Genomic DNA, 20,405 nt, shown 5'->3' with positions numbered 1-20,405 from the left:
CTGCGGCCTTTCCAAGTAAATTCAACGACTTGTAAAACCCTGAAAAACCCCGGGCCTTGGGGGATTGCCACAAATTAATTCGTTGAAGAATGTTACCGATGAGCAGCAAGTGCATCGATTAGCAGTCTTTTCTGGCATAATCGCGCCCCCTTACGACCGGGTCAGAAAACCTTCATGATCGATTTATTCAGCGGACTGGATGCTTGGGTGCTTGTGAGCCTCTTGCTCGCCCTGGCCTTTGTCCTCGCCTTCGAGTTCATCAACGGCTTTCATGACACCGCAAACGCGGTGGCCACTGTTATCTACACCAAAGCCATGCCGCCTCATCTGGCAGTGTTCTTTTCCGGTGTGTTCAACTTCCTCGGCGTGCTGCTGGGCGGTGTGGGCGTGGCATATGCCATCGTCCATTTGCTACCGGTAGAACTGCTGATCAATGTGAACACCGGTCATGGACTGGCCATGGTGTTCTCGTTGCTCGCCGCCGCCATCACCTGGAACCTGGGCACTTGGTACTTCGGTATCCCCGCCTCCAGCTCCCACACGCTGATCGGTTCGATCCTCGGTGTCGGCCTGGCCAACGCCCTGATCAACGATATTCCGTTGGCCGATGGCGTGAACTGGCAGAAGGCGATCGATATCGGTGCGTCCCTGGTGTTCTCGCCGATGGCTGGCTTCCTGGTCGCTGCCCTGGTGCTGATCGGCCTTAAATGGTGGCGTCCGCTGTCCAAGATGCACAAGACCCCGGAACAGCGCCGCAAGATCGACGACAAGAAACACCCGCCGTTCTGGAACCGTCTGGTGCTGGTGATTTCGGCGATGGCAGTCAGCTTCGTGCACGGCTCCAACGACGGCCAGAAAGGTATCGGTCTGATCATGCTCGTGCTGATCGGTATCGTGCCGGCCCAGTTCGTCCTTGACCTGAACAGCACCACCTACCAGATCGAGCGGACTCGCGATGCGACCCTGCACCTGAGCCAGTTCTACAAGCGCAATGCCGATACGCTGGGTGAATTCCTGGCCTTGGGCAAAAGCGTGGAAGGTGATCTGCCAGAGAAATTCCGTTGCAACCCGCAACAGACCGAACCGACCATCGCCGCCCTGCTCGACACTCTCAAAGGCGTAGCCGACTACCACTCGCTGCCGTCGGAAAGCCGCATCGAAGTGCGTCGTTACCTGCTCTGCCTGGACGACACGGCGAAGAAAGTCAGTAAGTTGCCTGGCCTCGCAGCCCGTGAAAAGGCGGACCTGGACAAGCTGCGCAAAGACCTGACCACCACCACCGAATACGCCCCGTTCTGGGTGATTCTGGCGGTCGCACTGGCACTGGGCCTGGGTACCATGGTGGGCTGGAAACGCGTGGTACTGACCATTGGCGAGAAGATCGGCAAGCAAGGCATGACCTATGCCCAAGGCATGTCGGCGCAGATCACCACAGCGTGCATGATCGGCCTGGCCAACATCTTCAGCCTGCCCGTCTCCACCACCCACGTTCTGTCTTCAGGCGTGGCTGGTACTATGGTCGCCAACAAAAGCGGCCTGCAAGGCGGCACTGTCAGAACCATCCTGCTGGCCTGGGTCCTGACCCTGCCAGCCACCGTGGCCTTGTCAGCCGGCCTGTTCTGGCTGGCGTCGAAGGCACTGGGTAGCTGATACACCGCTACTGAAAAAGGCGCGTTCCGTGAGGTTCGCGCCTTTTTTATTGCTGCAATATCTGAGCTCGGCGCAGATCCCTGTGGGAGCGGGCTTGCCCGCGATGACGGCGGCAGATCCGACATTGGTGTAACAGACATACCGCTATCGCGGGCAAGCCCGCTCCCACAGTTGCCGCATGCATCCGATAGAAATTCGCAGGCAAAAAAAAGGGCGACCGAAGTCGCCCAAAATGCCTTGCGTGCTCATTGCTCCAGAAAGACCTACGGTTTGCGCTTATGCGAATCCTTCCAGATAAAAAATCCAAACCCTGCAAAAAACAGAACCATGAGGCCGACTGTCAGCACTCCGGCGATCACCACGTTATCGAAAAACATGACTAGCCTCCTGCACTTGCCCTGTTGCGATGGGGCTAAGTTAACCAATCGGGCAGGAGAGAAAATTGACCGGGATCAATGCCGCCCGAGACAGGCGTAAAAGGAAGGGAAATAACTGACCTGCATCAACCGATGCAGGGTGTTTCAACGTTTTTTCGGTTTGTTCTTCGGCTTTTTCTTCGCTTTGCCCAACGGCATCGCCTGCTCGAACGCCTGGCGCACTTCGTTCAGGCGCTTTTCATTAAGGTCATGAACCCGCTTGGCGCGTTCGGTATTGAGGTCGATCAGCTTGTCATCTTGGCTCATGGCGTTCAGTGCATCGCTTGGAAATGAATTCAACTGCCGGTAAAGGCGACAGGATTACGCCAATAATGCGGTCTGGCGCGGGCGCTTACCAGTGATCCGACACTTCAGATTTCAATATCGACCCACACCCCCTGACGTGGCTGATCCTCCATCAACGGCACCACCGGTACGGTGTTGTCAGCATTGAGCTCATTACCGGGAATCGCCAGGTGCTCTTCGGGATCTTCATCGGCCTCACGACGGCGCCGCTCCCGTTCCTGCTGCCGACGCTGTTCCTCGCGCAGTTGCAGGCCCGCCTCTTCCGGATCGCGCTTTTGCAGGTCGATGGTACTTTCGTTGGAGCTTTCCTGCACCGGCACCACGGGCGGAATATCCGGGCGCTGGCGGATCGGATCCTGCTGTGAGGTGATCGGTACGGCGCTCAAGGGGAGCATCGGTGGCAGCATATTATTAGTCTCCTGTCAGCAGGCTGTCGGCTGCGGGAATGGCGACTTGAGCCATCGGTCGCAAACTTGTGACCCGCCCGGCACCGTATGAGCTGGCGCAGCCTGGGATCTTTTGATCTTCATCTCCCGAAAAGTTCGCATCCTCCCGCAGCCCGCGCATGTAATCCTTTGGTCCTGAAGGCTCATTCCGTTAAGATAGCCCGCTTTTTCAAGGTGGGAGTCAGGCAGCATGGCGCAGCAGTATCAACCGGGGCAACGCTGGATCAGTGACAGCGAAGCCGAGCTGGGTTTGGGCACCGTTCTGGCACAGGACGGCCGCTTGTTGACCGTGCTCTACCCGGCCACTGGCGAGACTCGCCAGTACGCGCTACGGAATGCGCCCCTCACCCGCGTGCGGTTTTCGCCGGGTGACAGCATCACTCACTTCGAAGGCTGGAAACTGACCGTACAGGAAGTCGACGACGTCGATGGCCTGCTGGTCTACCACGGCCTCAACGCGCAGAACGAAGTGGTCACGCTGCCGGAAACCCAACTGTCGAATTTCATTCAGTTCCGTCTGGCCAGCGACCGTTTGTTCGCCGGACAGATCGACCCGCTCGCCTGGTTCTCCCTGCGCTACAACACCCTGGAACACACCAGCCGCCAGTTGCAATCCTCGCTCTGGGGCCTGGGCGGCGTGCGTGCGCAACCGATCGCGCACCAACTGCACATTGCCCGTGAAGTTGCTGACCGCATCGCGCCACGGGTTCTGCTGGCAGACGAAGTGGGCCTGGGCAAGACCATCGAAGCCGGTCTGGTGATCCATCGCCAATTGCTCTCGGGCCGCGCCAATCGCGTGTTGATCCTGGTGCCGGAAAACCTGCAGCACCAGTGGCTGGTGGAGATGCGCCGCCGCTTCAACCTGCAAGTCGCGCTGTTCGACGAAGAACGCTTCATCGAAAGCGATGCCGCCAACCCGTTCGAAGACACCCAGCTTGCATTGGTTGCGCTCGAATGGCTGGTGGACGACGAGAAGGCCCAGGACGCGTTGTTCGCTGCCGGCTGGGATTTGCTGGTGGTCGACGAAGCGCACCACCTGGTGTGGCACGAAGACCAGGTCAGCCCTCAGTACTCACTGGTAGAGCAACTGGCCGAAGTCATTCCCGGCGTCTTGCTGCTGACCGCGACCCCGGAACAACTGGGTCAGGACAGCCACTTCGCCCGTCTGCGCCTGCTCGACCCGAACCGTTTCCATGACCTGCACGCCTTCCGCGCCGAAAGCGAAAACTATCGCCCGGTGGCCGAAGCCGTTCAGGAGCTTCTGGACAAAGGGCGCCTGTCGCCTGAAGCGCACAAGACCATCCACGGTTTCCTCGGCAACGAAGGCGAAGCCCTGCTGACCGCCGTCAATGATGGCGACACCGAAGCCAGCGCCCGTCTGGTCCGCGAATTGCTGGACCGCCATGGCACCGGCCGCGTGCTGTTCCGTAACACCCGCGCCGCCGTGCAGGGTTTCCCGGAGCGCAAACTGCACCCGTACCCGCTGCCGTGCCCGGCCGAATACCTCGAACTGCCATTGGGCGATCACGCCGAGCTGTACCCGGAAGTCAGCTTCCAGGCCCAGCCGGACGCCAATGAAGAAGAGCGCTGGTGGAAATTCGACCCACGCGTCGAGTGGCTGATCGACACCCTGAAGATGCTCAAGCGCACCAAAGTGCTGGTGATCTGCGCCCACGCCGAAACCGCCATGGACCTGGAAGACGCCTTGCGCGTACGTTCCGGTATTCCGGCCACGGTCTTCCACGAAGGCATGAACATCCTCGAGCGTGACCGCGCCGCCGCCTATTTCGCCGACGAAGAATTCGGCGCTCAAGTGTTGATCTGCTCGGAAATCGGCAGTGAAGGTCGCAACTTCCAGTTCTCGCACCATCTGGTGCTGTTCGATCTGCCGTCGCACCCGGACCTGCTGGAGCAGCGTATCGGTCGTCTCGACCGGATCGGTCAGAAGCACATCATCGAACTGCACGTGCCGTACCTGGAAACCAGCCCGCAAGAACGGCTGTACCAGTGGTACCACGAAGCGCTGAACGCCTTCCTCAACACCTGCCCGACCGGCAACGCCTTGCAGCATCAGTTCGGCCCGCGCCTGCTGCCGCTGCTGGAAAACGCCGACGATGGCGAGTGGCAAGCGCTGATCGACGAAGCCCGTGCCGAACGTGAGCGTCTGGAAGCCGAACTGCACACCGGTCGCGACCGCTTGCTGGAACTCAACTCCGGCGGTGCTGGCGAAGGTGATGCGCTGGTCGAAGACATCCTCGAACAAGACGATCAGTTCGCCCTGCCGATCTACATGGAAACCCTGTTTGACGCCTTCGGCATCGACAGCGAAGACCATTCGGAAAACGCGCTGATCCTCAAGCCAAGCGAAAAAATGCTCGACGCCAGCTTCCCGCTGGGCGACGACGAAGGCGTGACCATCACCTACGACCGCAACCAGGCGTTGTCTCGCGAAGACATGCAGTTCATCACCTGGGAACACCCGATGGTTCAAGGCGGCATGGACCTCGTCCTGTCCGGTTCGATGGGTAACACCGCTGTGGCGCTGATCAAGAACAAGGCGCTGAAACCGGGTACCGTGTTGCTGGAACTGCTCTACGTCAGCGAAGTGGTTGCCCCGCGTTCGCTGCAACTGGGCCGTTACCTGCCGCCGGCCGCCCTGCGCTGCCTGCTCGACGCCAACGGCAACGACCTGTCGACCCGGGTGTCGTTCGAAACCCTGAACGATCAACTGGAAAGCGTGCCCCGCGCCAGCGCCAACAAGTTTATCCAGGCCCAGCGCGACCAGCTGACGCCACGGATCAACGCCGGCGAAGAGAAAATCACCCCGCGTCACGCCGAGCGCGTGGCCGAGGCGCAACGTCGTCTGGCGGCGGATACCGACGAAGAACTGGCACGCCTGACCGCGTTGCAAGCGGTCAACCCGACCGTGCGCGACAGTGAACTGGTTGCCCTGCGCAAGCAACGTGAGCAAGGCCTGGCCATGCTCGACAAAGCAGCGCTGCGACTGGAAGCGATTCGGGTGTTGGTGGCGGGTTAACACCCCTCCTCCACCGCTATAAAAAAAGGCCCGCAGCGATGCGGGCTTTTTTTTGTCTGTTTAGTTGTTGTGGTGTTACTGGTGGCCTCATCGCGGGCAAGCCCGCTCCCACAGGACTTCGGCTGAATACAAGTTTTGTGAGCAACCGAGATCACTGTGGGAGCGGGCTTGCCCGCGATGCGGTTAAGCCGTCGCCGCAGAACCCACAGGCTCAACCACCGCGACCAACCCTTCCTTCATCCGCTTGGCATCCCTGACAAAACACCGCGACGCCAAAAACAGAAACACCATGGTAAAGAACAGCGCCACCGGAATCAGGTACATCGCATCATGCAAACCAACAGCCTTGAACGCTTCAGTCATCTGCCCGGCACCCGCCGAGAGCATCGCGGTGTGCGCAAAGTGATCCGACAATCCACCCACCACCACCGGCCCCAAGCCACCACCCAACAGGTATAACCCGGCAAAGAACAGCGCCATCGCCGTGGCCCGCAGGCGCGGTTCGACCACGTCCTGGATCGCCGTGTACACGCAGGTATAGAAGTTGTAGGCGAACAACCAACCCAAGCTGAACACCGCAACAAATACCCCGATCTCGATGCGTCCGGCGTGCAGCGCCCAAGCCGTGCACAAAGTCGAAATGATCAGGCTGAATGCGGCGAACAACAGTCGTCCATTGGCCACACGCTGGTGAATCTTATCGGCAATCCAGCCGCCAAGCGTCAGGCCGAACAGCCCGGTCACCCCGACGATCACCCCGGTCGCCACCGCCGCGTCCTGTAACGGCATCAGGAAATAACGCTGCAGCATCGGCACCAGAAACGAGTTGCAGGCATAGGTGGCGAAGTTGAAGCACAGCCCCGCCATTACCAGCCACAGGAAGGTCGGCACCGCCAGCACTCGACGGATCGGCCGGTCTACGCGCTCCTGAGACACTTGCACGCTTTCCGCCGCGCCGCGTTTCGGCTCCTTAATGAAGAACATGAAGACCGCCAGGATCAGCCCCGGCACTGCCGCGATAAAGAACGGCGCGCGCCAGCTGTCGAACGCCTTGACCATCCAGCCGATGGTGAAAAACGCCAGCAGTAACCCCAGCGGCAGGCCAAGCATGAAAATGCCCATGGCCCGCGCCCTACGATGAGCCGGGAATAAATCGCCGATCAGCGAGTTGGCGGCCGGTGCATAACTGGCTTCACCGATGCCGATGCCCATGCGCACGATCAGGAAACTCCAGAAACTGCCTACCAGCCCGTTGACCGCAGTCAGCCCGCTCCAGGCTGCCAGACCCCACCCCATCAACTTGCTGCGCGAACCGGTATCGGCCAATCGCCCCAGGGGCAGGCCGGCAATGGCGTAAACGATGGTGAATGCGGTCCCGATGATCCCCAGTTGAAAGTCGCTGAGGTGCCATTCCATGCGGATCGGCTCGATGATGATGGCTGGAATGGTGCGATCGAAGAAGTTGAACAGGTTGGCCAGGAACAGCAGGAACAGAATGCGCCAGGCATTCGCCGCTTGGGTCGAGTTCTGCATGGGTCCGTCTCTTTATTGTTATTGGGGCTTCACTGCCAACGCATTCGAGCCCGGAACCGTCAATCTAGTCAGGCCCGCCAGTGCTGTCTGTAATTATTCGTAATCCTGATACCCCTCCATGGCCACCCATGCGGGCCATGAAACAATTTATTTCCAATCGTTCTAAAAGCCATTCCAAAAACATTGGCATTAATATGCCACCACCTCTTGCGCTCCATGCAAGGCCTCTATACTGCAAGCATTCGCCAGCGTACATGGCGCAGGATGATTCAGAGATGGGGCATGCTATGGAGTGGCTTGGTTTGCATTTCATGACCGGGCTACCGGAGAGCGGGCAGGTCATACTCGATTGCACCCATAACCCTTTTCTGGTGTTGCTGGCCTATTTGGTGGCTTGCGCGGCCGGCTTCGCCACGCTGGACATGACCGAGCGGGTCGGCCATGTGGAAAAATCCGCCTCCCAACGACTGTGGCGCTGGGTCGGTGCCGGGTGTCTGGCAGGCGGTATCTGGGCCATGCACTTCATCAGCATGCTGGCGTTCCAGGCGCCGATCGAAATCCATTACCACCTGCCCACTACCCTGCTCTCGCTATTGTTCGCCCTGACCGCCTCGTGGCTGGCCATGCATACCCTCAGCCATCCTCAGCTGAATTTCTGGCAATACCTGCGGGCCGCGGTATGGATCGGCCTGGGCATCGCAACCATGCATTACGTGGGCATGGCCGCCCTGCGATCGAATGCGATGGCCTACTACCAACCCGTGCTGTTCGTGCTTTCCATTGTGATCGCCATCGGTGCCAGCCTGGCCGCCCTGTTGATTTCCAGTCACCTGCGCGATGGCGCCGGCGTGTTTCATCAATTGCTCAAATACACCGCCAGCCTGGTGCTCGGGGCCGGCATCGTCAGCATGCATTTCACCGGCATGGCGGCGTTCAACCTGGTGCTGCCCGCTGGCAGCCTTCAGCCGCTGCCCGGCGACAACAATCACCTGCAACTGGGGCTGACGGTGGCAGTGATGACGCTGTTGATCATCGGCAGCAGCATCAGCGCTGCACTGGCGGACAAGAAGCTGCAACACAAGGAGCATGACCTGCAGCGGGTCAACGCCCTGCTCAGTCAACTGGATCAGGCGCGCATGTCGCTGCAACAGGTGGCCCATTACGACCCCTTGACCAACCTGATCAACCGCCGAGGCTTCAATCAGATCTTCGCCGAGAAACTCATCGAGAAAACCAACGAAGGCGGCATGCTGGCGGTGATGTTCCTGGACATCGACCACTTCAAGCGGATCAATGACAGCCTCGGCCATGACGCCGGCGACGAGTTGCTCAAAGTCCTGGCCGGCCACATCAAGGCCTCGGTGCGCAGTCACGAAGACGTGGTGGCGCGCTTCGGAGGCGACGAATTCTGCATCCTCATCACCCTGTACGACCGTGAAGAAGCGCGGCAAATGGCCCAGCGCATCATGCTGAAAATGAAGGAGCCCATCGAGTTGTCCGGACGGCGTATGGTCATGACCACCAGCATCGGCATCAGCCTGTTTCCGGAAGACGGCAAGACCTGCGAAGAACTGCTGAAAAACGCCGACCTGGCGCTGTACCAGTCCAAGGATTGCGGTCGTAACGCCTTGCATTTTTTCAGTTCAAACCTGAAAACCCGCGCCACCCTGGAGTTGCAACTCGAAGAGGAACTGCGTCACGCCCTGCGCGAAAACATCGGGTTGATGCTGTATTACCAACCCATCTATGACCTCAGAATCGGCCAGGTCACCAAACTTGAAGCGCTGATTCGCTGGCAACACCCGGTTCACGGATTACTCACGCCGGATCGGTTCATCGCCATTGCCGAAGCCAATGGCCTGATCGCCGACCTGGACAACTGGGTGCTGCGCAAGGCCTGCGAAGACTTGGGCGAGCTGTCCCGCCACGACTGCGAAGAACTCAAAATCGCGGTGAATTGCTCGCCCCTGAACCTGGCGCGAGAAGAACTGGCCAATGAAATCGAACACGCCCTGCACGCCTTCGGGGTGGCGCCACACCGGCTGGAACTGGAAGTCACCGAGAATGCGTTGATGGGCAATATCACCAATACCCTGGTGTTGCTGCGGCAGATTCGCGCCCTCGGGGTCTCCTTGTCGATCGATGACTTCGGCACCGGCTATTCCTCCCTGGCCTACCTCAGGCGCCTGCCATTAAACACGTTGAAGATCGACCGCTCGTTCATTCAGGACATCCCCAAGGCCACCCAGGACATGGAAATCGTCCAGGCCATCATCGTCATGGCCCACACCCTGCATTTACAGGTTGTCACTGAAGGCGTTGAAACCTTCGAGCAATACGACTTTCTTGAACGCCATGGCTGCGATTTCGTTCAGGGCTACCTGCTCAGCCGTCCGGTGCCGCTGGCGGAGTTGCGTCCGGTGCTGGCCGAAATCAACCAGCGCAAGCACACACATACCGTCAATCCTTTGAGTCTGGCTCGCGGTATAGCTGCACTAGCGTCGACGGATCCTTATCCAGGAACCCCTGCCCCCCATGGAGGCGCATCAGTTGTGCGGCCAATCCGCTGATCGGCGTGGCCGAGCCTTGTTCGCGGGAGAATTTCACGGCGGTATCGAGGTCCTTGAGCAGCGTGCGCACGTGCCATTTCACCGGCTCGAAACGGCTTTCGGCCATTTGCGGCGCGAGAATCTGCAAGGGTTTTGAATCGGCGAAACCACCGGCCAACGCTTCGGCGATCAGCCGGGCGTCAACCCCGGAACGCTCGGCCAGGGCCACCACTTCGGCAATGACCAAGGCATTGCAGGCCACGATCATCTGATTGCAGGCCTTGGTCACCTGCCCCGCACCGACGGCGCCCATGTGGGTCACGCGCTGGCCAAGGGTCAACAACACCGGCCGCACGCGCTCAAGGTCTGCCGCTTCGCCACCGACCATGATCGCCAGGCTGCCGGCCTCGGCACCGACCACCCCGCCGGACACTGGCGCATCGAGCCAACTCATACCGGTTTTACTGGCCAATGCGCTTGCCATTTCCCGCGTCGCGGTGGGTTCCAGGCTGGAAAAATCCACCAGCAACTGGCCGCTTTTCGCACCCTCGGCAACGCCCGCCGCGCCAAACACCACCTCACCTACAACAGCAGTGTCAGCCAGACACAGCATCACCACATCAGCGTACTGACACAGTTCGGCCGGTGTCGCCACTTGCCGCGCTCCGGCCTCGACCAGCGCTACGCACTTGTCGGGGTTGCGGTTCCACACCGTCAGCGGATAGCCCGCCGCCAACAGGCGTCGGCACATTGGCAAACCCATCAGGCCGATACCGGCAAACCCCAACGAAGGTAACGCTGCCATCATTTAGCCTCTTTTTGATTAAAGATCATCGAATACTGGCCGATTCATCATGATTAAGGAAAGGATTCCCCCGAGCGATGCTCAGGCCCAGGCTCTGACGCTTGGGCCACATTCGCGCAGTAAAAAGACGCGAGATCCCATTCCGTGATGACTCGATGACACTTGTCGCCGAGCCGACCAGTCCAGGTATATGGCGCACAATGACTTCTAAAAACAATCCGGCCACCGTGGTATCCGACCTGACCCTGAGCCCCGCAGCGAACAGCCCCTCATCGTCGAAGCCATTGATCCCGTCGCGTCCGCTGGCAACTCAGCAATACCTGTACTTCACCGAAACCAATACCGACCGCATCCTCGACAACCTCGACGGCCTGCGCGACCTTGTGTTCCCGCGCCCGCCCCACTTGGAAGGCGACAGCGAACAGCACAGCGATCAGGAATTCCCGTCGGTGTGCCTGATCGGCCTGGGCCGCTGCGGTTCGAACATCGCACTGGACGTGGCGGAACTGGTGTACAACGCCCGCAAGTTCTACCTCAACGAATTCAACAACGAAGACCGCCTGTCGCCGGACAAACGCTATGCCGAAAAGGGCTACAGCCCGGCGCAGTGGATCCGCAACAACCTGCGCCTGGGGTCGAACAAGGCCAGCAAACCGGTGTTCCTGGTTGAGCCGCTGGTGATGCTCGGCGACTTGGACAAAGACATCGCCGGCCGCATCCGTTTCTCGCGCAAGGGCGAAAAAAGCGGCTTTTTGCGCGACTACAGCAAAATGAAAATCATGGACTTGTCGGAAGTCCACGCCGGTGGCGCCGGTAACGCGCCGATCCTCGGCCAGTACCTGGCCAAGATCATCCTGAACAAGGATACCCAGCGGTTTTCCAGCCCTGACTGGAAGATGATTCACTCGTACCTGATCGACAGCTGCGGGATCAAGGCCAACCAGTCGCGCCTGTATTTCTCGATCTTCAGTGCCGGCGGCGGTACCGGTTCGGGCATGGCCTCGGAGTTCGGCCTGGCTCAGCAGCACTCGTACATGAACAAGACGTTCGACACCAAACCGATGGACGAGCACGACAGCAAGAGCGGTCATTCCTTCGTCTTCGAGCCGATCTTCACCAGCGGCATTTGCGTACTGCCGAACATTTCCGATCACCGCAGCGAAATGTCCGAGGCGCTGCACATCAACGCCGGCCGCCTGCTGTGCAAATACCTGTCGGAAGAGTGGGACTTCTCCTACAACTTCGCCAATGAAGACAGCAGCGAAGCCAGCGTCATGGGGCGTATCCGCCCATGGAACGCGATGATGCTGATCTCCAACGACATCATGCGTTATGCCGAAGAAAGCGATGACGGCAACATCCAGAACATTGATGTCAATGCGATGGAAAAGCACGCCAACCAGTACATCTCACAGCAGATCTTCAACATTCTGACGGCGCAGGCGGTCACCACCGACTACGACCAGAACTATTTCCGTCGCGCCGGCATCGACATCGGCGAAACCATTCGCCTGGATGCCAACGACCTGTTCATGAGCCTGGCCGGCCCGGTGGCGATTGCCTACGCCGAGTCTGTGGTGCCGGAAACTCCGCCGCCGAGCAGCGACAAGTTCAAAGTGTTCGAGAAAGAGCCACAGCGCCTGAACATCGACGACCTGTTCTTCCGCTCCATCGACCTGCCGCACTTCAACAAGGTCACCCAGGCGATCGAAGGCATCAGCCTGTTGCCGATCGAGTCCAAGCGCTATCGCGCCTCGCTTGAGCAGTACAAGAATTCGGGCTATGACGCAGCCGCGTTGCACGACCTGCACTTCTTCAAGAATTGCTCGTCGGTGGTGTCGATTGTTTCGTTGCCCAAGGACTACAAGCTGTCCTACATGGACCTGAACCGGTTGAAGACCCATCTCAACAGCCTGTTCCCCAACACCACGCTCAAGCGTTACGCGCTAGTGATCGGTGCCTCGGCCAACCTGTCGCTGACCACCCTCATCGCCAAGAGCCCGTGCTTGTCGGACGACTTTCTGACCCTGATCGTCGCCTTCATCAAGCGCTGCTTCGCGAAAAACCCGTACCGCTTCGACGAGACGCTGGACAACTCGATCCTGGACTTCATCATCAATGAAGACTTCGACGAAGGCCGCATCGACGAACTGCTCAACGAATTCGAAAACCCGGCGAAGATCCTCGATACCAACTGGTACGCGATCAAACCGATGTACGAGAAGAAGTACCGTGAGCTGATCAACGACAAGGACAAGTTCGTCTCGATCAATGACATCCGCCTCTCTCGGGATTGCGTGAAGAAGGCGATCAAGTATCTGCGCGAGATTTACCGTCACCGGATTGGCAAGACCAAGGTTATTTCTTTGAATAACCATACGGGCAAGACCGCTTAAACCGCGGCACCGCCATTCGCGAGCAGGCTCGCTCCCACAGGGGACCGCGTTCTTTCAAGGAGGAATGCGATCACATTGTGGGAGCGAGCCTGCTCGCGATGGCGGCATAAGCATCAGCACAAATCCCAACATCCAGAAACAATTAAGCAGTCCATTGGCTGCTCAATAAACTGTTCCCGTTACGTTTACGTCACCCTCGCCAAGACCCTTCTGTGGCCTTTCTCTACGGCAACATGCCATCACGCTACTCGCCTACACACTTTTAACCGGCAAACCTGCGCACCAATTAAGTGCAAGCATTCAGCTCGTCGCCCTTTCCTGGATCAGAATCCACGGCGAAACCACCACGGCCCAAAGCTCCGGATCGCGTTCGAAAAGATCCAGCGCCCGCGTTTCAGACAGCTTGGCGACCTTGTCGGCGGCCAGCCAGGCAGCGACTTTCTCGCCTTCATCGGTTGCCACTGCTTCTGCTGCAGCGATCAAATCCAGGCCTGGATCGACCCACAATAGGGCACCCCTGGCGAAGAACGGCTCCAACTCTTTCCAGGTAATAGATGCGGTCTCACCAAGCAGCTTGGCATAGAGGGTGCTAGGTTCTTGAGTCATGGGTTTCTGTCCGCAAAGAAAATCGACGTGAATGATAACGTCGGTATTGCGCCAGAAAAACCCGGATGCAATTGCGTTACCGATTGAAAAACGTAGGAAAGCCAAGGATTGCTGCTGAATCAAGTATTAGCCAGCTAACATCCCGCCGCGATTCTGTCTTTTTCTTTCAATAAAGCGACACCCTCAGGTTTTGCCCCCTGGCGCCAGCTTCCCAGGCTAACAATCGGCGCTCTACACTGTACCGGTACAGTTGCCGGGGGCATTTTCCGGAGGATATCGACGATATCTGACCCGGTTCTGCTGCTGCGGCGCCAGGACTATAAAAACTACAACAGTAAGAGTGGAGCACTATGACTAAGGCTACTAAGCAGATTTCAAAACTGTTTGCCGCTATGGTTCTGGCCGGGGTTGCCAGCCATTCGTTCGCCGCTGACACCATCAAGATCGGCATCGCCGGCCCTAAAACCGGCCCTGTAGCCCAATACGGCGACATGCAGTTCAGTGGCTCCAAAATGGCCATCGAACAAATCAACGCCAAGGGCGGCGTAAACGGCAAGAAACTCGAAGCCGTTGAATACGATGACGCCTGTGATCCAAAACAAGCGGTTGCGGTCGCGAACAAAGTCGTCAACGACGGCGTCAAGTTCGTGATCGGTCACCTGTGCTCCAGCTCCACTCAACCGGCTTCGGACATCTACGAAGACGAAGGCGTGATCATGATCACCCCGGCTGCCACCAGCCCGGACATCACTGCCCGTGGTTACAAAATGATCTTCCGCACCATCGGTCTGGACAGCGCCCAGGGCCCTGCTGCCGGTAACTACATTGCCGATCACGTCAAACCGAAAATCGTCGCTGTTCTGCACGACAAACAGCAATACGGTGAAGGCATCGCCAGCGCAGTGAAGAAAACCCTCGAAGCCAAAGGCATCAAGGTTGCCGTGTTCGAAGGTATCAATGCCGGCGACAAAGACTTCTCCTCGATGATCGCCAAGCTCAAGCAAGCCAACGTCGACTTCGTCTACTACGGCGGTTACCACCCGGAACTGGGTCTGATCCTGCGTCAATCCCAGGAAAAAGGCCTGAAAGCCAAGTTCATGGGTCCGGAAGGCGTGGGTAACGACTCCATTTCGCAGATCGCCAAGGAATCTTCCGAAGGCCTGCTGGTGACCCTGCCGAAATCCTTCGACCAGGATCCGGCCAACATCGCCCTGGCTGACGCGTTCAAAGCCAAGAAAGAAGACCCGAGCGGTCCGTTCGTGTTCCCGTCCTACTCCGCTGTCCAGGTGATTGCCCAGGCCATCACCACGGCCAAGAGCGAAGACGCAGGCAAAGTGGCTGAAGCCATCCATGCCGGCACCTTCAAGACCCCAACGGGTGACCTGAGCTTTGATGCGAAGGGCGACCTGAAGGACTTCAAGTTCGTGGTTTACGAGTGGCACTTCGGCAAACCTAAAACTGAAGTTTCGCCTCAGTAAGGCCTTGCCTGACTGACTGCCAATAAAGCCCACGGCGTGCCGTGGGCTTTGTTTTACGAACGTATTGGGCCGCGCTGGCGTGATCCGCCAGTCTCCCCACCTGAAAATCTCAAAACCGTCATCAGCGGTTCGCTGGCAAACCTCGAATTCGAAGTGGATGCAGATCCATGGGGCTCGAGCGGGAAAATGACTCCACCAGTGAAATGCGTATCAGGTTTTTAGGAGCGCTGTAATGCCTGACATCTATCACTTTTTCCAACAGCTGGTTAATGGTCTGACCATTGGCAGCACGTATGCCCTGATCGCCATCGGCTATACGATGGTTTACGGCATCATTGGAATGATCAACTTCGCCCACGGCGAGGTGTACATGATTGGCTCTTACGTGGCGTTCATCGCCATCGCCGGGCTGGCCATGCTGGGACTCGAGAGTGTTCCGTTATTGATGACCGCCGCTTTCATCGCGACCATCGTTGTTACCAGTGCCTACGGTTACAGCATCGAACGGATCGCCTACCGCCCCCTGCGCGGCAGCAACCGTCTGATTCCGCTGATCTCCGCCATCGGTATGTCGATCTTCCTGCAGAACACGGTTCTGTTGGCGCAAGACTCCAAGGACAAATCCATCTCCAACCTGATCCCTGGCAACTTCGCCATCGGGCCAGGTGGCGCACATGAAGTGCTGATTTCCTACATGCAAATCGTGGTGTTCGTGGTGACCCTGGTCGCCATGCTCGGCCTGACGCTGTTCATCTCCCGCTCTCGCCTGGGTCGCGCCTGCCGCGCCTGTGCCGAAGACATCAAGATGGCCAACCTCTTGGGTATCAACACCAACAACATCATCGCCCTGACCTTCGTCATCGGTGCCGCACTGGCGGCCATCGCGGCCGTGCTGCTGAGCATGCAATACGGCGTGATCAACCCGAACGCCGGTTTCCTGGTCGGCCTCAAGGCCTTCACCGCAGCCGTATTGGGCGGTATCGGCAGCATCCCCGGCGCTATGCTCGGCGGGCTCGTGCTTGGGGTGGCGGAAGCCTTTGGTGCCGATATCTTCGGCGACCAGTACAAGGACGTCGTGGCGTTCGGTCTATTGGTCCTGGTGTTGTTGTTCCGGCCAACCGGCCTGTTGGGCCGTCCGGAGGTTGAGAAAGTATGACTAGGAATCTTAAACAGGCGTTGTTCAGCGCCTTGCTGGTGTGGGCTGTTGCCTACCCGGTACTCGGTCTGAAACTGACCATTGTCGGCATCAACCTCGAAGTCCATGGCACCAGCACTGCAACGCTGATCACCATCGCCGTGTGCTCGGTGCTGATGTTCCTGCGGGTGCTGTTCGACCAGCAGATCAGCTCGGCCTGGAAATCCTCGCCGAACATGCCGGTGATGCCGGCCAAGGCCAGTACTTTCCTGACCCTGCCGACCACCCAGCGCTGGATCATCATTGCGTTGATCATCGGCTCACTGGTCTGGCCGTTCTTCGGCTCCCGCGGGGCGGTGGACATCGCCACCCTGGTGCTGATCTACGTGATGCTTGGCCTGGGCCTGAACATCGTGGTCGGCCTGGCCGGCCTGCTCGACCTCGGTTACGTCGGTTTCTACGCCGTAGGCGCCTACAGCTACGCGCTGCTGTCGCACTACTACGGCCTGAGCTTCTGGATCTGCCTGCCGATCGCCGGGATGATGGCGGCCACGTTTGGCTTCCTGCTCGGCTTCCCGGTACTGCGTTTGCGCGGTGACTACCTGGCCATCGTGACCCTGGGTTTCGGTGAAATCATCCGGCTGTTCCTGCGTAACCTGACCGGCCTCACCGGCGGCCCGAACGGCATCAGCAACATCGAGAAGCCAACGTTCTTCGGCCTGACCTTCGAACGCAAAGCCGCCGAAGGCCTGCAGACATTCCACGAGTACTTCGGCCTGGAATACAACTCGATCAACAAGGTGATCTTCCTTTACCTGGTGGCGTTGTTCCTGGCGTTGTTCGCCCTGTTCGTCATCAACCGCTTGCTGCGCATGCCCCTGGGCCGTGCCTGGGAAGCGCTGCGTGAAGACGAAATCGCCTGCCGTGCGCTGGGTCTCAATCCTACGATCATCAAGCTGTCGGCCTTCACCCTGGGTGCCTGCTTCGCCGGTTTCGCCGGTAGCTTCTTCGCCGCGCGCCAAGGCCTGGTGACACCGGAGTCCTTCACCTTCATCGAATCGGCGACCATCCTCGCCATCGTGGTGCTGGGCGGCATGGGCTCGCAACTGGGCGTTGTGCTCGCCGCTACGGTGATGATCCTGTTACCGGAAATGATGCGTGAGTTCAGTGAATACCGCATGTTGATGTTCGGCGCCTTGATGGTGCTGATGATGATCTGGCGTCCTCAAGGTCTGCTGCCGATGCAACGCCCCGAACTTAAATTAAGAGCGGAGCTGCGCAAATGAGCCGCGAGATCCTTAAAGTAGAAAATCTGAGCATGCGCTTCGGCGGCTTGCTGGCGGTCAACGGCGTAGCCCTGAGCGTCAAAGAAAAACAGGTGGTGGCACTGATCGGCCCCAACGGCGCCGGCAAGACCACCGTGTTCAACTGCCTGACCGGTTTCTACAAACCGAGCGGCGGCAGCATTCTGCTGGATGGCGAGCCAATCGAAGGCCTGCCCGGCCACAAGATCGCCCTCAAAGGTGTGGTGCGTACCTTCCAGAACGTGCGGCTGTTCAAGGACATGACCGCGGTCGAGAACCTCTTGATCGCCCAGCACCGTCACCTGAACACCAACTTCCTGGCGGGCCTGTTCAAGACGCCGGGCTTTCGCAAAAGCGAACGCGAGGCAATGGAGTTCGCCGAGTATTGGCTGGACAAGGTCAACCTCAAGGCGTTCGCCAACCGTCCGGCCGGCACGCTGGCCTACGGTCAGCAACGTCGCCTGGAAATCGCTCGCTGCATGATGACCCGCCCACGGATCATCATGCTCGACGAACCGGCCGCCGGCCTGAACCCGAAGGAAACCGAAGACCTCAAGGCGCTGATCGGCATGCTGCGTGAAGAGCACAACGTCACCGTGCTACTGATCGAACACGACATGAAACTGGTCATGAGCATTTCCGACCACATCGTCGTGATCAACCAGGGCACGCCTCTGGCCGACGGCACGCCGGAACAGATCCGCGACAATCCTGAAGTGATCAAAGCCTACCTGGGGGAAGCGTAAATGCTGCAGTTCGAAAACGTTTCCACCTTCTACGGCAAGATTCAGGCGCTGCACAGCGTCAACGTCGAAGTCCGCCAGGGCGAGATCGTGACCCTGATCGGCGCCAACGGTGCCGGCAAGTCGACCCTGCTGATGACCCTCTGCGGTTCGCCGCAAGCCCACAGCGGCAGCATCCGCTACATGGGTGAAGAGCTCGTCGGCCAGGACTCGTCGCACATCATGCGTAAAAGCATCGCCGTGGTCCCGGAAGGTCGTCGGGTGTTTGCCCGTCTGACCGTGGAAGAGAACCTCGCCATGGGCGGATTCTTCACCGACAAGGGCGATTATCAGGAACAGATGGACAAGGTCCTTGGACTTTTCCCACGCCTGAAAGAGCGCTTCGCCCAACGTGGCGGCACCATGTCTGGCGGCGAACAGCAAATGCTCGCCATCGGCCGTGCGCTGATGAGCAAGCCCAAGCTGCTGCTGCTCGACGAGCCGTCGCTGGGCCTGGCACCGATCATCATCCAGCAGATCTTCGACATCATCGAACAACTGCGCAAGGACGGTGTAACGGTGTTTTTGGTGGAGCAAAACGCCAACCAGGCCCTGAAAATCGCTGACCGTGCCTACGTGCTGGAGAACGGCCGGGTGGTGATGACAGGGACAGGTGAAGCGCTGTTGACCGACCCGAAAGTGCGCGAAGCGTATCTTGGTGGTTGAGTGATTGCGGTAAACAAGAAAACGGCCTTCGGGCCGTTTTTTTTATGTCTGCCACCCACCTGACAACAATGCCTCCCATAGGGGATTTTTGATGATTTGGGGGAGTGTGTTTAATCAGTGTGTATTTTTCAAAAATAAACGCCGCTTGATCTACAGATACATTATCAATATATTTGTATCCACAGACAAAACCAAAGTGATTACCATGACAGCAACCCTCCAAGCACAAGGATTCACCAAAGACCAATGCGTGACTGGCTTGCGAGCTGCTGTAGGCATACTCGAAAAGTGGCAGGCGTCGAGCGATCAGGCCTGTCGTATCCTGCGCATTTCCCGCAGTACGTACTCCCGGGCAAAGCAGCGCGATCCCGATTGGTCCGTCAGCCTGGATTCAGACCAGATGCAGCGCATTAGTTTTATTCTCAACATCCACGCCACGCTGCGCCTTGTCTTTGATAACCCTGAAAACGTCTATGGTTTTCCGGCGATGGCGAACGAAAACGAGTTCTTCAACGGGCGTACCCCGCTCGAAATCATGTCTCAGGGGGATATGATTTCCCTGTATGAGACGTTTCGGCGAATCGACGTGCTGCGAGGCGCACAATGGTGATGGTGAGCCAGTTGGCGACATTGCCCGGTGAGCAGTTGCAGGCCTATCGATTGGTCAATTCAAAGTTTCCGCCCATCGCGTTGTTTGACGACGTGGCGGATGCGGACGAATTTGATGTTCTGTATCAGATACAGGCCCTCACAAACCCGAGGCTGCAAAATGAGCTAGGTCGGCTTGAGCTGATACCGCGTGCGCAGATTCCTTTTGGCATCCCTGGATGCTCTTACGCAACAGCTCCTTTCACCCATATCAACCCAGCTGGTTCGCGTTTCAGCGATGGCAGTTTCGGCGTGTTGTACTTGGCCGCCTCGATGGAAACCGCGCTGGCTGAGGTGCAGCATCATCAGAATCAGTATTGGTCGAAAGTCCAGAGTCTCAATTATGAGAGGTTTGTTTTCCGGGGGTTATCCTGCACTTTCATTGACGAAGCAATGAAGGATGCCGTATCCATCCCGATGAACGATCCTATCTACGATCCCGTCGATTACACGCACTCCCATTGCTTGGGAAAGGCAATCAAGGATGCTGGGTGGCGGGGTCTGCGGTACAACTCCGTGCGCATGCATGGGAACTACTGCTGGGCCCTCATGACCCCGAGACCCATCTCATCAGTCACTCAAACAGCCCACTACGAGATGATCTGGAACGGATCGATCACCAGCGTCAATAAAATCAGCATTGCCTGA

At 58.4% G+C, this 20,405-nt stretch carries 17 protein-coding genes; 11 read left to right on the top strand and 6 right to left on the bottom strand.

What is annotated here, in order from left to right; translation table 11 throughout:
* The first annotated feature begins 174 nt into the window (after positions 1–174).
* Positions 175–1,650 (top strand): inorganic phosphate transporter, encoded by a 1,476-nt coding sequence (locus ACZ3HH_RS13305; protein ID WP_460147702.1) that lies wholly within the window; start codon positions 175–177, stop codon positions 1,648–1,650.
* A 263-nt stretch (positions 1,651–1,913) separates the two neighbouring features.
* Here the strand turns inward: ACZ3HH_RS13305 and ccoM are convergent, their stop codons facing one another.
* From ccoM to ACZ3HH_RS13290, 3 genes are all read right to left on the bottom strand, one after another.
* A complete protein-coding gene (ccoM, locus tag ACZ3HH_RS13300; protein WP_010462558.1) occupies positions 1,914–2,027 on the bottom strand; it encodes a cytochrome c oxidase subunit CcoM in 114 nt (37 codons plus the stop codon).
* Positions 2,028–2,171: 144 nt separating this feature from the next.
* Entirely contained in the window at positions 2,172–2,333 is a 162-nt protein-coding gene (locus tag ACZ3HH_RS13295) for a hypothetical protein (protein WP_007906621.1), read from the bottom strand.
* Between the two features lie 104 nt (positions 2,334–2,437).
* A complete protein-coding gene (locus ACZ3HH_RS13290) occupies positions 2,438–2,779 on the bottom strand; it encodes an aspartate-semialdehyde dehydrogenase (RefSeq protein ID WP_465805200.1) in 342 nt (113 codons plus the stop codon).
* A gap of 229 nt (positions 2,780–3,008) precedes the next feature.
* Here ACZ3HH_RS13290 and rapA point away from each other — a divergent pair, with 229 nt between their 5' ends.
* Positions 3,009–5,855: an RNA polymerase-associated protein RapA gene (gene rapA / locus ACZ3HH_RS13285; protein ID WP_123719763.1), complete on the top strand. Its 2,847-nt coding sequence runs from the start codon at positions 3,009–3,011 to the stop codon at positions 5,853–5,855.
* A 183-nt stretch (positions 5,856–6,038) separates the two neighbouring features.
* Here rapA and ACZ3HH_RS13280 read toward each other — a convergent pair whose 3' ends face one another.
* The gene (locus ACZ3HH_RS13280) at positions 6,039–7,388 is read right to left on the bottom strand and encodes a spinster family MFS transporter (RefSeq protein WP_465805198.1); all 1,350 of its coding nucleotides are present in this window, start codon (positions 7,386–7,388) and stop codon (positions 6,039–6,041) included.
* Between the two features lie 287 nt (positions 7,389–7,675).
* Here ACZ3HH_RS13280 and ACZ3HH_RS13275 point away from each other — a divergent pair, with 287 nt between their 5' ends.
* A complete protein-coding gene (locus ACZ3HH_RS13275; protein WP_465805358.1) occupies positions 7,676–9,958 on the top strand; it encodes a putative bifunctional diguanylate cyclase/phosphodiesterase in 2,283 nt (760 codons plus the stop codon).
* Here ACZ3HH_RS13275 and ACZ3HH_RS13270 read toward each other — a convergent pair.
* Entirely contained in the window at positions 9,849–10,745 is an 897-nt protein-coding gene (locus ACZ3HH_RS13270; protein ID WP_465805196.1) for an NAD(P)-dependent oxidoreductase, read from the bottom strand. The two genes, ACZ3HH_RS13275 and ACZ3HH_RS13270, sit on opposite strands and share 110 nt — an antisense overlap.
* A gap of 197 nt (positions 10,746–10,942) precedes the next feature.
* Between ACZ3HH_RS13270 and ACZ3HH_RS13265 the strand changes: the two genes are divergently transcribed.
* Complete coding sequence (locus ACZ3HH_RS13265) at positions 10,943–13,138, top strand: hypothetical protein (RefSeq protein ID WP_465805194.1); 2,196 nt, start codon at positions 10,943–10,945, stop codon at positions 13,136–13,138.
* Positions 13,139–13,438: 300 nt separating this feature from the next.
* On the opposite strand, the gene ACZ3HH_RS13260 is transcribed toward ACZ3HH_RS13265, so the two are convergent.
* Positions 13,439–13,744: a DUF2288 domain-containing protein gene (locus ACZ3HH_RS13260; RefSeq protein ID WP_007906642.1), complete on the bottom strand. Its 306-nt coding sequence runs from the start codon at positions 13,742–13,744 to the stop codon at positions 13,439–13,441.
* 350 nt (positions 13,745–14,094) lie between these two features.
* Here ACZ3HH_RS13260 and ACZ3HH_RS13255 point away from each other — a divergent pair, with 350 nt between their 5' ends.
* The 7 genes from ACZ3HH_RS13255 (at position 14,095) to ACZ3HH_RS13225 (ending at position 20,405) form a co-directional block, all read left to right on the top strand.
* Positions 14,095–15,222, top strand: a complete 1,128-nt coding sequence (locus tag ACZ3HH_RS13255; protein ID WP_465805192.1) for a branched-chain amino acid ABC transporter substrate-binding protein — start codon at positions 14,095–14,097, stop codon at positions 15,220–15,222.
* A gap of 232 nt (positions 15,223–15,454) precedes the next feature.
* Positions 15,455–16,378, top strand: a complete 924-nt coding sequence (gene livH / locus ACZ3HH_RS13250; protein ID WP_008005854.1) for a high-affinity branched-chain amino acid ABC transporter permease LivH — start codon at positions 15,455–15,457, stop codon at positions 16,376–16,378.
* Entirely contained in the window at positions 16,375–17,643 is a 1,269-nt protein-coding gene (locus tag ACZ3HH_RS13245; protein WP_465805190.1) for a high-affinity branched-chain amino acid ABC transporter permease LivM, read from the top strand. Before livH ends, ACZ3HH_RS13245 begins: the two co-directional genes overlap by 4 nt.
* Positions 17,640–18,407 carry a high-affinity branched-chain amino acid ABC transporter ATP-binding protein LivG gene (livG, locus tag ACZ3HH_RS13240; RefSeq protein ID WP_465805188.1) on the top strand — a complete coding sequence of 256 codons (768 nt, stop codon included), beginning with the start codon at positions 17,640–17,642 and terminating at the stop codon, positions 18,405–18,407. Before ACZ3HH_RS13245 ends, livG begins: the two co-directional genes overlap by 4 nt.
* Complete coding sequence (locus ACZ3HH_RS13235; RefSeq protein ID WP_007906649.1) at positions 18,408–19,109, top strand: ABC transporter ATP-binding protein; 702 nt, start codon at positions 18,408–18,410, stop codon at positions 19,107–19,109. It begins immediately after the preceding gene.
* Between the two features lie 205 nt (positions 19,110–19,314).
* On the top strand, positions 19,315–19,719 hold the full coding sequence (locus tag ACZ3HH_RS13230) for an antitoxin Xre-like helix-turn-helix domain-containing protein (protein ID WP_465805186.1): 405 nt from the start codon (positions 19,315–19,317) through the stop codon (positions 19,717–19,719).
* Positions 19,713–20,405 (top strand): RES family NAD+ phosphorylase, encoded by a 693-nt coding sequence (locus tag ACZ3HH_RS13225; RefSeq protein ID WP_465805184.1) that lies wholly within the window; start codon positions 19,713–19,715, stop codon positions 20,403–20,405. Before ACZ3HH_RS13230 ends, ACZ3HH_RS13225 begins: the two co-directional genes overlap by 7 nt.

It is taken from the genome of Pseudomonas sp. PME37.24/025 (genome assembly GCF_055556615.1).
This window is presented reverse-complemented; position numbering and strand designations above follow the sequence as displayed.

What these genes read in the sequence shown, in the direction of transcription:
- ACZ3HH_RS13290 (WP_465805200.1), bottom strand. Translation starts at nt 2,779, where the DNA reads ATGCTGCCACCGATGCTCCCCTTGAGCGCCGTACCGATCACCTCACAG.
- ACZ3HH_RS13280 (WP_465805198.1), bottom strand. Translation starts at nt 7,388, where the DNA reads ATGCAGAACTCGACCCAAGCGGCGAATGCCTGGCGCATTCTGTTCCTG.
- ACZ3HH_RS13255 (WP_465805192.1), top strand. Translation starts at nt 14,095, where the DNA reads ATGACTAAGGCTACTAAGCAGATTTCAAAACTGTTTGCCGCTATGGTT.
- ACZ3HH_RS13275 (WP_465805358.1), top strand. Translation starts at nt 7,676, where the DNA reads ATGGAGTGGCTTGGTTTGCATTTCATGACCGGGCTACCGGAGAGCGGG.
- ACZ3HH_RS13295 (WP_007906621.1), bottom strand. Translation starts at nt 2,333, where the DNA reads ATGAGCCAAGATGACAAGCTGATCGACCTCAATACCGAACGCGCCAAG.
- livG (WP_465805188.1), top strand. Translation starts at nt 17,640, where the DNA reads ATGAGCCGCGAGATCCTTAAAGTAGAAAATCTGAGCATGCGCTTCGGC.
- ACZ3HH_RS13265 (WP_465805194.1), top strand. Translation starts at nt 10,943, where the DNA reads ATGACTTCTAAAAACAATCCGGCCACCGTGGTATCCGACCTGACCCTG.
- ACZ3HH_RS13245 (WP_465805190.1), top strand. Translation starts at nt 16,375, where the DNA reads ATGACTAGGAATCTTAAACAGGCGTTGTTCAGCGCCTTGCTGGTGTGG.
- ACZ3HH_RS13260 (WP_007906642.1), bottom strand. Translation starts at nt 13,744, where the DNA reads ATGACTCAAGAACCTAGCACCCTCTATGCCAAGCTGCTTGGTGAGACC.
- ACZ3HH_RS13305 (WP_460147702.1), top strand. Translation starts at nt 175, where the DNA reads ATGATCGATTTATTCAGCGGACTGGATGCTTGGGTGCTTGTGAGCCTC.
- livH (WP_008005854.1), top strand. Translation starts at nt 15,455, where the DNA reads ATGCCTGACATCTATCACTTTTTCCAACAGCTGGTTAATGGTCTGACC.
- ACZ3HH_RS13230 (WP_465805186.1), top strand. Translation starts at nt 19,315, where the DNA reads ATGACAGCAACCCTCCAAGCACAAGGATTCACCAAAGACCAATGCGTG.
- ccoM (WP_010462558.1), bottom strand. Translation starts at nt 2,027, where the DNA reads ATGTTTTTCGATAACGTGGTGATCGCCGGAGTGCTGACAGTCGGCCTC.
- ACZ3HH_RS13225 (WP_465805184.1), top strand. Translation starts at nt 19,713, where the DNA reads ATGGTGATGGTGAGCCAGTTGGCGACATTGCCCGGTGAGCAGTTGCAG.
- ACZ3HH_RS13270 (WP_465805196.1), bottom strand. Translation starts at nt 10,745, where the DNA reads ATGATGGCAGCGTTACCTTCGTTGGGGTTTGCCGGTATCGGCCTGATG.
- ACZ3HH_RS13235 (WP_007906649.1), top strand. Translation starts at nt 18,408, where the DNA reads ATGCTGCAGTTCGAAAACGTTTCCACCTTCTACGGCAAGATTCAGGCG.
- rapA (WP_123719763.1), top strand. Translation starts at nt 3,009, where the DNA reads ATGGCGCAGCAGTATCAACCGGGGCAACGCTGGATCAGTGACAGCGAA.